The organism is Massilia sp. MS-15 (assembly GCF_020176695.1).
Lineage (GTDB): Bacteria > Pseudomonadota > Gammaproteobacteria > Burkholderiales > Burkholderiaceae_D > Telluria > Telluria hydrophila.
Genome location: NZ_JAIWIA010000035.1, coordinates 13,526 through 28,772, shown reverse-complemented (window position 1 = coordinate 28,772; position 15,247 = coordinate 13,526). Strand labels below are relative to the sequence as shown.

General features: G+C 67.4%; 12 protein-coding genes. 4 read left to right on the top strand and 8 right to left on the bottom strand.

Annotated elements, in window-relative coordinates; genetic code table 11:
• The first annotated feature begins 62 nt into the window (after positions 1-62).
• From LCI23_RS14380 to LCI23_RS14365, 4 genes are all read left to right on the top strand, one after another.
• A complete protein-coding gene (locus LCI23_RS14380) occupies positions 63-1,976 on the top strand; it encodes a prolyl oligopeptidase family serine peptidase (protein WP_224947139.1) in 1,914 nt (637 codons plus the stop codon).
• Positions 1,973-6,094, top strand: a complete 4,122-nt coding sequence (locus tag LCI23_RS14375; protein WP_224947138.1) for a DEAD/DEAH box helicase — start codon at positions 1,973-1,975, stop codon at positions 6,092-6,094. The genes LCI23_RS14380 and LCI23_RS14375 overlap by 4 nt, the downstream gene beginning before the upstream one ends.
• 43 nt (positions 6,095-6,137) lie before the next feature.
• Positions 6,138-6,620, top strand: a complete 483-nt coding sequence (locus LCI23_RS14370) for a hypothetical protein (RefSeq protein WP_224947137.1) — start codon at positions 6,138-6,140, stop codon at positions 6,618-6,620.
• Positions 6,621-6,718: 98 nt separating this feature from the next.
• On the top strand, positions 6,719-8,620 hold the full coding sequence (locus LCI23_RS14365; RefSeq protein ID WP_224947136.1) for a DUF885 domain-containing protein: 1,902 nt from the start codon (positions 6,719-6,721) through the stop codon (positions 8,618-8,620).
• Between the two features lie 102 nt (positions 8,621-8,722).
• Here LCI23_RS14365 and LCI23_RS14360 read toward each other — a convergent pair whose 3' ends face one another.
• The 8 genes from LCI23_RS14360 to hisF form a co-directional block, all read right to left on the bottom strand.
• Entirely contained in the window at positions 8,723-11,521 is a 2,799-nt protein-coding gene (locus tag LCI23_RS14360) for a pitrilysin family protein (protein WP_224947135.1), read from the bottom strand.
• Between the two features lie 122 nt (positions 11,522-11,643).
• Positions 11,644-12,399 (bottom strand): twin-arginine translocase subunit TatC, encoded by a 756-nt coding sequence (gene tatC / locus LCI23_RS14355; RefSeq protein WP_224947134.1) that lies wholly within the window; start codon positions 12,397-12,399, stop codon positions 11,644-11,646.
• Entirely contained in the window at positions 12,400-12,915 is a 516-nt protein-coding gene (gene tatB, locus LCI23_RS14350) for a Sec-independent protein translocase protein TatB (RefSeq protein WP_224947133.1), read from the bottom strand.
• Between the two features lie 9 nt (positions 12,916-12,924).
• Positions 12,925-13,164, bottom strand: a complete 240-nt coding sequence (tatA, locus tag LCI23_RS14345; RefSeq protein ID WP_224947132.1) for a Sec-independent protein translocase subunit TatA — start codon at positions 13,162-13,164, stop codon at positions 12,925-12,927.
• Positions 13,165-13,279: 115 nt separating this feature from the next.
• Positions 13,280-13,654: a histidine triad nucleotide-binding protein gene (locus LCI23_RS14340; RefSeq protein ID WP_224947131.1), complete on the bottom strand. Its 375-nt coding sequence runs from the start codon at positions 13,652-13,654 to the stop codon at positions 13,280-13,282.
• A gap of 82 nt (positions 13,655-13,736) precedes the next feature.
• Positions 13,737-14,075: a phosphoribosyl-ATP diphosphatase gene (locus LCI23_RS14335; RefSeq protein WP_224947130.1), complete on the bottom strand. Its 339-nt coding sequence runs from the start codon at positions 14,073-14,075 to the stop codon at positions 13,737-13,739.
• Positions 14,072-14,482, bottom strand: coding sequence for a phosphoribosyl-AMP cyclohydrolase (hisI, locus tag LCI23_RS14330; protein ID WP_224947129.1), 411 nt, complete (start codon positions 14,480-14,482; stop codon positions 14,072-14,074). The genes LCI23_RS14335 and hisI overlap by 4 nt, the downstream gene beginning before the upstream one ends.
• A 2-nt stretch (positions 14,483-14,484) precedes the next feature.
• On the bottom strand, positions 14,485-15,246 hold the full coding sequence (hisF, locus tag LCI23_RS14325; protein ID WP_224947128.1) for an imidazole glycerol phosphate synthase subunit HisF: 762 nt from the start codon (positions 15,244-15,246) through the stop codon (positions 14,485-14,487).
• Between the last annotated feature and the right edge of the window lies 1 nt (position 15,247).

Below are 15,247 nucleotides of genomic sequence, written 5' to 3'. Positions count from 1 at the left end.
CTCTATTATCGCATCCTTGGGGCCCCACTTATAATGCGTTTCTTGTCGAAGAAAATACTGCCATGACCAAACAGCAAGCCCCGTGCGGCACCTGGACCTCCCCCATCACCGCCGCCATCGTCGCGGCCGGTGCCACGCCCCTGTCGTCGCTGGTGCTCGACGGCGCCGGCCTGTACTGGCTGGAAGGGCGGGCCAGCGAAGCGGGACGCTCGACCCTGGTCGGCAGCCGCGGCGAACTGACGCCGGCGCCCTTCAATGTGCGCAGCAAGGTACACGAATACGGTGGCGGCGCATACATGGTCGCGGACGGTGTCGCCTGGTTTTCCAACCATGCCGACAGCCGTATCTACCGGGCCGAAGGCGGCGCGGCGCCGTTCCCGGTGACGGCCGCGGAGAACAAACAGCGTTATGCCGACTTCGTGGCCGATGCCGGGCGCCGCCGCCTGGTCGCGGTGCGCGAAGACCATTCAGCCGGCCGCCACTATCCCGACAACACCATCGCCGCCATCGGCTTCGACGGTGTCGAAACGGTGCTGGTGGCGGGCAACGACTTCTATGCCGCGCCGCGCATTTCGCCGGACGGCCGCCAGCTGGCCTGGCTGTGCTGGGACCATCCGCGCATGCCCTGGGAAGGCAGCGAGCTGTGGCTGGCCGACATCCTGGAAGACGGCACGCTGGCCAATGGCCGGCTGGTGGCGGGCGGACCGCAGGAATCGGTCTGCCAGCCGGAGTGGTCTCCTGGTGGCGTGCTGCACTTCGTGTCCGACCGCAGCGGCTGGTGGAACCTGTACCGCTACGCGCATGGCGTGGTGCAAGCCCTGTGCCCGCGCGCGGCGGAATTTGGCGGACCGCAGTGGACCTTCGGCGGCTCGCTCTACGGTTTTCGTTCGGAGGACGAGATCGTCTGCGCCTACATCGAGGGCGGCGTCAGCAAACTGGCGCGCCTGCGTGGCGGGCAGCTCACCGAGGTCGCCACGCCCTACGAAGAAATCCGCGAATTGCGCGTGAACGCGCACACGGTCGCGCTGCTGGGGGGCGCCCCCACCGTGGCGCTGGAACTGGCCCGCATCGACCTCGATGGCGGCCAGCACGAGGTCCTGGCGCGCTCGATCGCGCAACTGCCGGACATGGCTTACCTGTCGGTCCCGCAGTCGATCCGCTACCCGAGCGCGAACGGCCGCACCGCCTACGCCTTCCACTACCCGCCGACCAATGCCGACTTCGCCCCCCAGGACGGCGAACTGCCGCCCCTGATCGTGATCGGCCACGGCGGCCCGACCGGCATGGCGGCCAGCACCCTGAAACTGGCGACCCAGTTCTGGACCAGCCGCGGCTTCGCGGTGCTGGACGTGAACTACGGCGGCAGCACCGGCTTCGGCCGCGCCTACCGCGACCTGCTCAAGGGCCAGTGGGGCGTGGTCGATGTCGAGGACTGCGTGGCCGGCGCCCGCCACCTGGCGGATCAGGGCCTGGTCGACCGCGAGCGCCTGCTGGTGCGCGGCAGCAGCGCCGGCGGCCTGACGACCTTGTGCGCCCTCGCCTTCCACGACCTGTTCAAGGCCGGCGCCTGCTACTACGGCGTGTCCGACCTGGCCGGGCTGGATGCGGATTCGCACAAGTTCGAGTCGCACTACAACCAGTACCTGATCGCGCCGCCGGAACGTGCCGAACAGGTCTACCGCGAGCGCTCGCCGATCCACCATACCGACAAGCTCACGCGCCCGATGATCTTCTTCCAGGGCCTGGACGACATGGTGGTGCCGCCCCGGCAGTCCGAGACCATGGTCGAGGCGCTGCGCGCGCGCCGGGTGCCGGTGGCCTATCTCACCCTGGAAGGCGAAGGCCATGGCTTCCGCAGGGCCGACAGCGTGGTGACGACGCTGGAGTCCGAACTGGTGTTCTACCTGCGCGTGTTCGGCATTCCGGTGCCGTCCGGCCTGCCGCCACTCGAGATCGAACACCTGCCGGCTGCATGATTCATCAAGAACTGGCTAGCGGCGAGGCGGCGATCCTGGCCCTGCTCGCCATGGCGGGCGAGCCGATGGGCCGCCAGCGCATCCTCGAACACCTGATGGCGGCCGGCCTGCCGCTGCCGGACGGGCAATGGGCGGACGAGCTGGAACGCCTGCGCCAGCAAGGCCTGGTCACGGAAGCCGCCGGACGCGGATTCACGATCACAGCGGGCGCTGTCGGCCCGGCGCTGGAAGGGGCGCTGGCGTCCAGTCTGTTCCGCGAGCTGCAAGGCGCGTATGAACGCGTGACACCGCTGCGCCGCGACTGGCAGGGCACGCCGGTCCTGCGCAGCTATCGCCAGGGCCTGGCCCTGCTGCGCATGCGCCTGTTCACGGGCGAGCCGGCCGCGGCCGTCATGCCGCTGCTGGAGGCCTGCCTGCGCTGCCACGAAGCCGCCTACCTGCATCCCCTGGTCGAGGTTTGCGCACGGCCGTTCTCGCCGGCGCTCATGGAACGCATCCACCCGCAGCTGCGCGACGCCATCCTTGCCGAACTGGTGCACCATGCGCAGCGCGAGCCGGCGCTGGCGCCCGTGGTCCGCGCCGCCGCCGAAGCGCACGCAGCCCAGGGCGAACCCGCGATCGGCCTGCGCATCGCATTGGGCGAGCACTTCATCCTGTGCGGCCGCCTCGACGCGGCCCTGGCGCTGCTGGCCGAGGTGCCGGATGCGGCAGGACTGTTCCTGCGCAGCGTCGTTGCCCTGCTGCGCGACGATCCCGAAACGGGCCTGCCCGGCGCCGAGGCGGCGCTCAAGGGGCTGCGCCGCGAAACGGGCAAGCGCAAGGCGATTTTCCACGGCATCGGCGCCCATCTCTACCTGGCTGCCCTGCTGCGCAGCAACCAGCCCGCCCACCTGAAACTGGCCGATGCCTGGCTGGAGATCGCCACCCGCGCGGTGCAGCGTCCGGAGACGGCCGTGCTCTTCCAGCTCAGCATGTTGCAGGAAATCCGCCGCGGCACCGTCGATGCCGAGGTGCTGGCCTCGCGCAGCTGGGAGATGGCGCTCGAGCCTTTTACTTTTCGCGCGCTGATGCACCACTGGCTGGGCCTGCCGCAACTGCCGGGCAGGCGCCAGGACATCGAGGACATGCTGGCGCAGTCCGAAGCCGCCGGCTTCGACCTGCTGTCGGCCCAGCTGGCCGGCTTGCTGGCGCAGATCGGCGGACCCGGTGCGCTCGCGCATGAAGCGCGCGCAGGCGAATTGCGCCGCAGGCAGCGCCTCAGCGACCTGACCCACTGGTTCGAGCGCGAGGAAGCCTGGGAACGCCAGCTCAACGCCCTGATCAACCTGCAGCCGGCGCTGAACGCCGAAGTGGTGCGCGAGTCGCGCCTGGTGTGGATGATCCGCTATGACGAGCAGATGGGCGTGCGCGAACTGGAGCCGCGCGAACAGAAGCGCGATGCCCAGGGCGGCTGGAGCCGCGGCCGCGCCGTCGGCCTGAAGCGCCTGGCCGAAGAGGCGCATGCGCTCGAGTTCCTCAGTGCCCAGGACGTGCAGGCCGTGTCCAGCATTGCCGGGCGGCGCTATTACGGCAGCACCGGCATCCGCTTCGAATTCGAGCTGGACAAGGCCCTGGCCGCCCTGGTCGGCCACCCGCTGCTGTTCTGGATGGATTCGCCCGGCACCCGGGTCGAGCTGTTGCCGGGAGAACCTGAACTGCTGGTGAAGGCGCGCGGCGCCAAGGTCACCATCGCGCTGCACCCGGCGCCGGGCGAACAGGATGGCGACGTCATCGTCACGCGCGAGACACCGACCCGCCTGCGCCTGGTGCGCGTCAACGAGGAACACCGGCGCATCGCCGCCATCGTCGGCGCCGGCCTCGAAGTGCCGGTGGAAGCCGAGCGCCGCGTACTGCGCGCGATCAGCGCGATCTCCTCGATCGTGACGGTGCAGTCGGACATCGGCGCCAGCCCGGGCGACCTGGAACAGGTGGCGGCCGACCCGCGCCTGCACCTGCACCTGCGCCCCTACCAGCAGGGCCTGAGCCTGCAGATCCTGGTGCGCCCGCTGGACAATGGCGCCTACTATGCGCCCGGCGCCGGCGCCGAAAGCGTGATCGCCGACGTGAACGGGGTGCGCACCGAGGCGAGGCGCGACCTGAACGCCGAGCGCGACGCCGAGCGCCGGTTGATCAGTGCCTGCCACGCGCTCGAGCACGCGGAACCCGAGCACGGCGAATGGCTACTGGGTCAGCCCCTGCAATGCCTGGAGCTGGTGGACGAGTTGCGCGGCGTCGACCCGGACAAGGTCGTGGTGGCCTGGCCGGAAGGCGAACAATTCCGCGTATCGAAACGCGCTAGCTCCAAATCCGTACGCCTCCAGGTGCGGCGCGAGCGTGACTGGTTCGCCGCCAACGGCGACATCGTGGTGGACGAAGGGCGCGTGCTCGACCTGCGTTCGCTGCTGGAGCGCGTGCGCGAAGGGAAGAGCCGCTTCGTGGCGCTGGGCGACAACGACTACCTGGCCCTGAGCGACGAGCTGCACCGGCGCCTGATGGAGCTGGCCGACTACGGCACGCTCCATGGCGACGAACTGCGCATGCACCCACTGGCCAGCTTCTCGCTGGCGGAGCTGGCGCGCGAGGCCGGCAGCGTGGACAGCGACGCCGCCTGGCGCCAGCATGTGAAGCGCATCGCCGACAGCGAAGCCCATACGCCGGCGCTGCCTTCCACCCTGCAGGCCGAGCTGCGCGATTACCAGCGCGAAGGCTTCGAATGGCTGGGACGCCTGGCCCACCTGGGCGTCGGCGCCTGCCTGGCCGACGACATGGGCCTCGGCAAGACCTTGCAAGCCCTGGCCCTGCTGCTCACGCGTGCGCCGGACGGCCCGGCGCTGGTGGTGGCGCCGACCTCGGTCTGCCCCAACTGGATCGCCGAGGCCCAGCGCTTCGCGCCGACGCTGAACCTGAAGCTGTTCGGTCCGGGCGAGCGCGCCGCGATGCTGGAACAAGCCGGTCCCTTCGACGTGGTGGTGGCCAGCTACGGCCTGCTCCAGCAGGAAGCGGCGCTGTTTGCAAAACGGCCATGGCACAGCATCGTGCTGGACGAAGCGCAAGCCATCAAGAACATGCACACCAAGCGCTCGCAGGCCGTGATGGCGCTGCAAGGGGGGTTTCGCATGGCGGCCACCGGCACCCCGCTGGAAAACCACCTGGGCGAGCTGTGGAACCTGTTCAGGTTCATCAACCCGGGCCTGCTGGGCAGCGCCGACCAGTTCCAGTTGCGCTTTGCCGGGCCGATCGAAAAGGCACAGGACAAGCGCGCCGCAGCCGGCGCCCGGGCCCGGCTGCGCCGGCTGACGCAGCCCTTCATCCTGCGCCGCACCAAGGCGCAGGTGCTGGCCGAGCTGCCGCCGCGCACCGAGATCGTGCTGCCGGTCGAGCTGACCGGGGAAGAAAGCGCGCTGTACGAATCGCTGCGCCGCGATGCGCTCGACAAGCTGGCCGCGCTCGAGGCGCCGGAAAGCCAGAAGTCGATCGAGATCCTGGCCGAGATGATGCGGCTGCGCCGCGCCGTCTGTAATCCGGAACTGGTGGCGCCGGGCGCCGGCATCGCCAGCAGCAAGCTGATGGCCTTTGCACGCCTGGTCGACGACCTGCTGGAAAACCGCCACAAGGTACTGGTGTTCAGCCAGTTCGTCGACCATTTGCGCCTGATCCGCAAGTACCTCGACGGCAGGCACATCCCCTACCAGTACCTGGACGGCGCCACCCCGATGCAGGAGCGCAAGCGGCGGGTGGATGCCTTCCAGGCCGGCGAAGGAGAACTGTTCCTGATCAGCCTGAAGGCAGGCGGGGTCGGCATCAACCTGACCGCGGCCGACTACGTGATCCACATGGACCCCTGGTGGAACCCGGCGGTGGAAGACCAGGCCTCGGACCGCGCCCACCGCATGGGCCAGCAGCGCCCGGTCACGATCTACCGGCTGGTGGCGCGCGGCACCATCGAGGAAGGCATCGTCGAACTGCATGGCCGCAAGCGCGACCTGGCCGACAGCCTGCTGGAAGGGACCGAGATGGCGGCGCGCATGTCGCCGGGCGAGATGCTGGCCATGCTGGAACAAGGCCTTGGCGCTGCATGACATTCCATGTGATCATGCCGCTTTTATGGACGAGCAAAGACGGATGGAACTGGACAAAGCGGCAATGACGCCCCAGGCGCGCGTCATCGGCGTCAAATCGTGGACGGCCTACGCCGGCGTGCTGGCGCTGGCCGGCTTGCTGTTCCTGATCGCGCTGCCCCTGTCCTTCCGCTGGAACGAACTGGCCGCCGGCACGGTGCTGGCGGGCTCGAGCCTGATCGTCGTCTACCGCTTCCTGCTGGTGCGCAGCGTGCAGCTGTACTACGACGATGTCGGTGTCTGGGTGGTCTCGGGCGTACTGCCCTGGGCGCGCGGCGTGGCGGGCGTGAAGTGGCGCGACATGGACGAAGCCAGCTACGTCAACGGCTTCGTCAGCTGGGTCACGCGCTCGTACACGGTGCGCATCGGCCACCGCTTCACCAAGGAGAGCGAGATCGTCCTGCACCACATCGCGGGCGGGCGCAAGGCCGTGGAAACGGTCAATGCCATCCACCAGCAGATGATCCGTTCCGGCGCCGTCGATTAAGCCCGGGATACGTGTCGGAATGTTTCAGCGGTCCGCAAGCGGCCTGAATGGTGCTACTCTTCCGGGCTCCGGCCTTCACAACTCAGGGTTCGAACAGGATGATGAAAACGAAAATCGCGCTGGCAGTCCTGCTGGCGAGTTTCGCGCTGGCGCCCGCCAGCGCCAAGCCGAGCAAGCCCGCCAAGGGCAAGGCCAAGGCCGCCAAGGTGGTCAAGGCGAAAACGAACAAGTCGAAAGCACCGGTCAGGAAATCCGGCAAGAAGGCGGCCGTCGCGACCGCCGCCGCCGCGGCAGCTGCCACGGCAACCGCCGCACCGTCCGCACGGGCAAGTGAAAAGCGTCTCGACCGCCGCTTCGACACGATGAGCATGCAATACCTGACCGCGCTGTGGCGGATCGACCCGGAGGGCGGCATCTATGTCGGCAAGTTCGACCAGGCCGCCAACCTCACCATTCCGGACGCCGCCACGCGCGCCAAGAAGCTGGCCTTCGCCAATGAATGGCTGGAGAAATTCAACAAGCTCGACACCCGCCAGCTATCGGACCGCCAGCGCACCGACCTGGCCCTGCTGGTGAACAAGCTGGAGCGGGACCGCTGGAACCTGACGACCTGGCGCGAGTACGCGTGGAATCCTTCGCTGTACAACATCGCCCAGCCGCTCGACCTGATCCTGAACACCGAGTACGCCGCCAAGCCGCAGCGCCTGCGCACCATCCTCAAGCGCCTGGCCGATGTGCCGGCCTTCTATGAAGCGGCGCAGGCCTCGATCGTCAACCCGACCCGCGAGCACACCCAGCTCGCCATCGCCCAGGCCCCGGGCACCATCGCGGTGCTGGCCGACCTGGGCAAGGCGGCGCAGGAATCGATCCTGAACCCGCAAGAGAAGGCGATCTTCGCGCAGCGCATCGCGAACGCCGGCAGCGCCGTGCTGGGCTATATCGATTTCCTGACGGCGCTCGACAGGAATGCGGCCAGCCCGCGTCCGTTCCGCGCCGGGAAGGCGCTGTACGAGCAAAAGTTCGCGCTCGAGATCCAGTCTTCCAGCAGTGCCGAGCAGACCTTCCGCAAGGCGCTGGCCACGCGCGAGGAGCTGCTCGCGCGCATGGACACGATCTCCGACGAACTGTGGCCGCGCACCATGGCAGGGGTGGCCAAGCCGCGCGACCGCTTCCAGAAGATCGGCATGATGATCGACAAGCTGTCGAGCCGCCACGTCGCGCGCGAGAACTTCCTGCCCGAGATCCGGCGCCAGATCCCGGCCCTGCACAAGTTCGTCACCGAGAAAAACCTGCTCACGCTGGACGCCGACAAGCCGCTCGAAGTGCGCGAGACCCCGATGTACCAGCGCGGCGTGGCCGGCGCCAGCATCGACGCACCCGGCCCCTACCGCCCGAAGGACAAGACGTACTACAACGTCACGCCGCTGGACGACCTGACGCCGGAACAGGCCGAGAGCAGCCTGCGCGAGTACAACGAGTGGATCCTGCAGATCCTGAACATCCACGAGGCGATTCCCGGCCACTACGCGCAGCTGGTGTATGCGAACCGCTCGCCCTCGCTGGTGAAGTCGCTGTTCGGGAACGGCGCCATGGTCGAGGGCTGGGCCGTGTACGGCGAGCGCATGATGCTGGAGAACGGCTATGGCGACAACGCGCCCGAGATGTGGCTGATGTACTCGAAATGGAACCTGCGCAGCGTCACCAACACCATCCTCGACTACAGCGTCCACGTGCTCGGCATGCAGCGGCCGGAAGCGATCGACCTGCTGACCCGCCAGGCTTTCCAGACGCGCCAGGAAGCCGAGGAAAAGTGGCGCCGCGTGCAGCTCACCTCGGTGCAGCTAACCAGCTACTACAGCGGCTACGAGCAGATCATGGAATTGCGCGAGCGCCGCAAGCAGCAGCTGGGCGAGCGCTTCAACCTGAAGGAATTCCACGACCAGTTCCTCGGCTACGGCAATGCGCCGGTGAAGATGATCGCCGAGCTGATGATGCAGTAAGCGCCAACTTGCACCCGTAGGGTGGGCGGATTTCCGCCCACGCGGTGATCGTTGCCGGCAAGGTTATTCGACACGAGAGCGGAGCCCTTGCCGGCCACCTCCTCAGGCTTCGGGCCTGAGCACCATCTCCACATGGCGTTCCCTGGTCAGGAAACGCTGCGCCGCCGCCCGCACCCCTTCCGCGCTGACCGCTTCGATGCGCTCGGCCACCGTGAGGATGTCGCCCGGATCGTCCCCTTCCAGGTCGGCATTCTGCAGGCGCACCAGCCAGTAGCCGTTTTCCTTCAGCGACTTGCGATAGACCTGCAGCATGCCCTGCCTGACCTTGTTCAGCTCTTCCGGCGTCGGTCCCTTGTCCTGCAGGGCCGCGATCTCTTCCCACAGCACCGTCTCGATCTTCTCCACATGCTGGGGCGCGGTCGGCAGCTGGATGGCGATCGAGTACAAGGGGCGCGGGATGCGTCCGTAGCGGCCGCTGGCGCCGCCCGTGTAGATCAGCTGGTGGCGGTCGCGCAGCGCGTCGCGGATGCGCAGGTTCAGTACGTCGACCATCGCCGTGAAGGCCGTCGCTTCGCTGCGGGAGTAGTCCATCTCGCCGCCGAAATCGTAGGTGACCATGCTCTTCTGCTCGACGCCCGCCCTGACTTCGCGCCGCACGACCCCGGGCACCTGGCGGATGCCGGGGTCGCGGTAGGACAGCGCCAGCTCGGAAACCGGCAAGGTGGCGACGTAGGCGGCCAGCAGCGGCTTGATCGCCTCGACCTCGAAGTCGCCCACGAAGTAGAAGCTCATGCCCTTGGCATTGAGCATGCGTGAACGGAACAGTTCGAGGCTGCGGTCCAGGTCCAGCTTGCGGTAGTCTTCGGGACGGGGCCGCAACTGGGTGCGCGGATGGCCACCGTACACGGCCAGCTCGCGCGCATCGGCGAAGCGCCCTTCGGGCACCGCCGCCTGCGTCTGGGCCAGCGTGGCATTGCTGTTCACGAAGGAGCGGAACACCGCCTTGTCGCGGCGCGGACTGGTCATCGCCAGGTAGTTCAGCTGCAGCAGCGTCTCCAGGTCGCCGCTGTTGCTGCTCCCGTTCAGGTGGTCGGTGTACGGACCCATGCCGGCCGTGAGCGTCAGGTTCTTGCCCGCCAGGATACGCGACAGGTCCAGCACGCTATATGGCCCGGCGCCCATCGCCCGGTGCAGTACGCCACCGAAGCGCAGGGCGTCCTTGTCGGCGTCCGCGAACAGCATCTGACCGCCGGGGCGCAGCGCCGCCATCTGCACGCTGTCCCGGCTGAAGGGCGTGGGCTTGAGCACCACCTTCACGCCATTCGACAGCAGCAGCCGGGTGACCCCGAGCAGCTTGTCTTCGCGCTGTTCGACGATGCTGCCAGGCGCGGGCTGCTGCGCCATCAGCTGGGCAGGCAGCTCCTTTTCCTTGTGCCGCGACACGGGCGTCTTCAGTGCCGAGTCGACCCGCTCCAGCAGCTCCGTGCCGGTAGGGACGGGCTGGGCGCCGTTCGGGCTGGTCGTGTACACCAGCAGCTTCGGCCCGTCGCCGGGGATCACGGTCCTGGCATAGGCATGCATCTCCTCTTCCGTGATCGCCGGGATGGCGCTGCGCGCGTAAGCCACTTCCTGTTCGATGTCGAGCGCCGGTTCGCCGGCCAGGAAGTGGCGCACGTACGCGCCCAGCAGCGCGGCCGAGCTGCGGCTGTCGCGCGCCTTGTAGGCATGCTCGTAGCTGGCCATGACGCTGCGCCTGGCCGCCTCCAGTTCGGCGGCGGAAAAGCCGAACTGGCGCACCCGCTGGTTCTCGCCGACCAGCGCATCGATCGCCTTGTGCACGCCGGCCGGGCCGATCCCGGCCGTGGCGGTATAGGTGTGCTGGTTGGTTCCGAAGGGCGAGGCCGATTCGCCAACGAAGCCACCCAGCACCGGCAGGCGCGCCAGGCGCATGCGCATCAGCTCCGAGAACAGGCGCCGCTGCAGCACGGTGCGGAAGTCGGCCACCGTGGCCGCCGGAGCGCGCTGGTAGCTGGACCAGGTCAGGCGCAGGGTGCTGCCGGGCGCCTCGGGGTCGGCGTAGACGAGGACGTCCGGGTCGCCCAGCGCAGGCAGCGGATACTGTGGCCGTGGCCGCGGCGCGGCTGGCATCGCGATGTGGCCGAAGTGGCGCCGCACCAGGCGCTGCGCTTCCTCCGGGTCGATGTCGCCGACGACGATCACCGCCATCAGGTCGGGCCGGTACCAGTCGCGGTAGAAGCGGCGCAGCGCATCCGGACGGTTGCCGGCGATCGACGCCTCGGTGCCGATCGGCAGCCGGTCCTTGTAGCGCGAGCCGTTGGCCAGCTTCGGCAGGGTCGCTTCCTGCATGCGCCGGCCGTAGCCGCTGCGCAGCCGCTTTTCCTCGAGGATGATGCCGCGCTCGTCCTCGATGGCCTGGTCCGACAGCGTCATGCCATGGGCCCAGTCCTCCAGCACCCGGAAGCCCTGCTCCAGGTTGCCCGGCTTGTCGGTCGGGACCGGCAAGACGTAGATCGTGGAGTCGAAGCTGGTGAAGGCGTTCAGGTCGGCGCCGGAACGGATGCCGATCGACTGCAGATAGGACACCAGTTCCTGCTTCTTGAAATGGCGGCTGCCGTTGAAGCCCAGGTGTTCCACGAAGTGGGCAGCGCCCAGCTGGTCTTCGTCTTCCAGGATCGACCCGGCGTTGACGACCAGGCGCAGTTCGACGCGCTGGGCCGGCCGCGCGTTTTGCCGGATGTAGTAGCTCAGGCCATTGTCCAGCTTGCCGAACCTGAGCTGGGGGTCGAGCGGCAGCGGATCGGCGGGCGCGGCGGAGGCGGAGGCGCCCAGGACGGCAACCAGCACGATGCCGACGTAGCGGAGCGGGGAAAGGAAAGACATGCGTATCCTGTGCGTCAAATGCGGGAGCGCAATATTTGCATGCGCAGGAGGCAATCACAAGAAAGAACAGCGGGAGCCCGGCAGATGATGCCGAAGGCATAGGATCGCGCTACGGCGTCGCCTCAGGCGTGTTCCTCGGGCGCCCGGGTAACGCGCGCGAAGATCGGCGCCACCAGCAGGCCCAGCTCGTACAGCAGGCACATCGGGATGGCCAGGGCCAGCTGGCTGACCACGTCCGGCGGCGTGACGATGGCCGCGATGACGAACGCGCCGACGATCACGTAGGAGCGGATCTCGCGCAGTTTCTCGATGCTGACGATGCCCATGCGCACCAGGATGACCACCACCACCGGCACCTCGAAGGTGGCGCCGAAGGCCAGGCACATCGACATCACGAAGTCGAGGTAGTTCTCGATGTCGGGCGTGACCGCGATCGAGGTGGGCGCGAACTCGCCAATGAAGTGGAACACGCGCCCGAACACGAAGAAGTAGCAGAAGGCCACGCCGGCGATGAACAGCAGCGAGGACGAGATCACCAGCGGCAGCACCAGGCGCTTCTCGTGGGCGTACAGGCCGGGCGCGACAAAGGCCCACAGCTGGTAGAACACCCAGGGCAGCGACAGGATGAAGGCCAGCAGCAGGGTCACCTTCATCGGCACCAGGAAAGGCGAGACGACGCCGGTGGCGATCATCTTGGCGCCTGGCGGCAGCGAGGCGATCATGGGCGCGGCCAGCAGGTCGTAGACCTGCGATGGGCCGGGCCAGATGAACAGCGCCGCGCAGGCGATGGCGATCCCGATCGACGCCTTGACCAGGCGGTCACGCAGTTCGACCAGGTGGGAAATGAAGGTTTCTTCGCCTGCGGCTTCGTCGGTCATCTAGAAAAAGGAAGTCTTGGATTTGCTGGAGCCGGGGCGGAACTTGCGTACGCGCGCGGCGCCCGACAGCACATGGGTCTTGCCGCCGTGGCGGTGCTTGTACCAGCTCGGCACGGCCGAGGTACGCACCAGCTTCTTGCGGCGGAAATCGCGCGCCTTGCGTTCGATGTCGGCAGTGCTGACGAAGCCATGCGACGCATGGGAAGAGGATGAAGACGAAGGCAGGTGTTCCCTGCCGTCCCACAGCGCTTCGACTTCGTCGACGTGGCTGGACATGGACTGCTCGACCTCGGACTTGAACGAGTGCGCGCTGTCGTGCACTTCCTTGTGCAGGTTGCGCAACTCGTCGAGCTCGATCTCGCGGCTGACCTCGGACTTGACGTCGTGCAGGTAGCGCTGGGCGCGCCCGTACAGGGTGCCCGCCATGCGCGCCACCTTCGGCAGCTTTTCAGGGCCGATCACGATCAGCGCGACAACGCCGATGATCGCCAGCTTCGACAGTCCGAGATCGATCATGCCCGGGGGTCAGTGACGGGTCTTGTCGCGGGCTTCGACGTCGATGGTGGACTTGTCGGCCACCTGCTGCGGCGGCTGGGCGGCCGCGGCGTTCGGATTCGCCTTGTCTTCCTCGCCCTTCACGCCATCCTTGAAGCCCTTGACTGCCTTACCGAGATCGGAACCGATATTGCCGATCTTCTTGGTGCCAAAAATCAGCATCACGACGACCAGGACAATGACCCAGTGCCAAATACTCATCGAACCCATGTTTATCTCCTAGCAAGACGCATTGCGCCTGTAAAATCGGAAAAGCCTGCGTTTCAGTATACGCCATGCGGGCTCGCTTGCCCCATGCTTGCCACGATTAAAAGTTTCCTTGCCCTCAGGTACCGAGACCGCGCCACGGGCGCTTGCCGCCGTACATGTGCAGGTGCAGGTGGTAGACCTCTTGCCCGCCGTCCGGGCCGCTGTTGATCAGGGTCTTGAAGCCGCCACTGTGCCCGCCATTGCCATCGGAGGTGACGCCAACGCCGTGCTCCTGCGCCAGCTTCGGCGCCAGCGCCAGCATCTTGCCCAGCACGGCCGCGTGCGCGTCGGTGCAGTCGGACAGGGTGGCCACGTGCTGCTTCGGGATCACCAGCAGGTGCACCGGCGCGGCCGGGTTGATGTCCTTGAAGGCCAGCACCTCGTCGTCTTCGTAGACGACGCTGGCCGGGATCTGCTTGGCGACGATCTTGCAAAAAATACAGTTATCCATCTTGTCTCCAGATGCCGTGAACGCGCGGCGTCGAAAGCCCGATTATGACACTGCCGATGGGCATGGCACGCACGCCCCGGCTTTACTCGGTGCGCGCCGCCTTTTCGTCGATGCCGGACACGCCTTCGCGCCGCGCCAGCTCGTCGACCACCTGCTGCGGCGTCAAACCGAACTGCGCCAGCAGCACCATCGAATGGAACCAGAGGTCGGCCGTTTCGTACAGCAGCTTGGACGCGTCGCCCGAGACGCGCGCGTCCTTGGCGGCCATCACGGTCTCGGTGGCTTCTTCGCCGATCTTCTTGAGGATGGCGTCGTCGCCCTTGCTGAACAGCTTGGCGACGTAGGAGCTTGCAGGGTCGCCGCCGGCGGCCGGCTTGCGCGACTCGATCACGGCCGCGATGCGGGCCAGGATATCGTTCATGGGTGTTTCTTGTCCTGGGAGTAGATGGTGGCGGGGTCCTGCAGCACGGGTTCGACCGCCTGCCAGTCCTCGTCCTTCAGTTGCTGGAAGAAGCAGGAGTGGCGTCCGGTATGGCAGGCGATGCCGCCCTTCTGCTCGATTCTCAACAGGACCACGTCTTCGTCGCAGTCGAGGCGGATGTCGAGCACCTTCTGGGTGTGGCCGGATTCCTCGCCCTTGTGCCACAGCTTCTTGCGCGAACGGCTCCAGTAGACGGCTTCGCCCAGCTCCACCGTCCTGGCCAGCGCCTCGCGGTTCATCCAGGCGAACATCACGACGTCGCCACTCGCCGCTTCCTGGGCGATCACGGGCACCAGGCCGTGCTCGTCCCAGCGCACCTTGTTCAGCCATTTTGCGTTGGTCGGCATGTTCACTCCAGGCGCATCGGGATGCCGCGGTCAAGCATGAAGCGCTTGGCCTCGCCGACCGTGTGCTGTCCGTAGTGGAAGATGCTGGCGGCCAGCACCGCGTCGGCGTGGCCCTCCAGGATGCCGTCGGCCAGGTCCTGCAGGCCACCCACGCCGCCCGAGGCGATCACGGAAATGCCGACCGCGTCGGACACGGCACGCGTCAGGCCCAGGTCGAAGCCGGCCCTGGTGCCGTCGCGGTCCATGGAGGTCAGCAGCAGTTCGCCGGCGCCGAGGCTTTCCATCTTGCGCGCCCATTCGACGGCATCCAGGCCGGTCGCGTTGCGCCCGCCATGGGTAAACACTTCCCACTTGCCCGGTGCGACCTGCTTGGCGTCGATCGCCACCACGATGCACTGCGAGCCGTGCTTCTGCGCCGCGTCGAACACCAGCTGCGGGTTGGTGACGGCCGAGGTGTTCATCGACACCTTGTCGGCGCCGGCATTGAGCAGCCGGCGCACGTCCTCGACCTTGCGCACGCCGCCACCGACGGTGAGCGGGATGAACACGGTCGAAGCCACGGCTTCGATGATCGGCAGGATCAGGTCGCGGCCGTCGCTCGAGGCGGTGATGTCGAGGAAGGTGATCTCGTCGGCGCCTTGTGCGTCGTAGCGGCGCGCGATCTCGACCGGGTCGCCGGCGTCGCGCAGCTCGGTGAAGTTGACGCCCTTGACCACGCGGCCGCCGGTGACGTCGAGGCAGGGAATGATGCGTTTTGCGAGCATG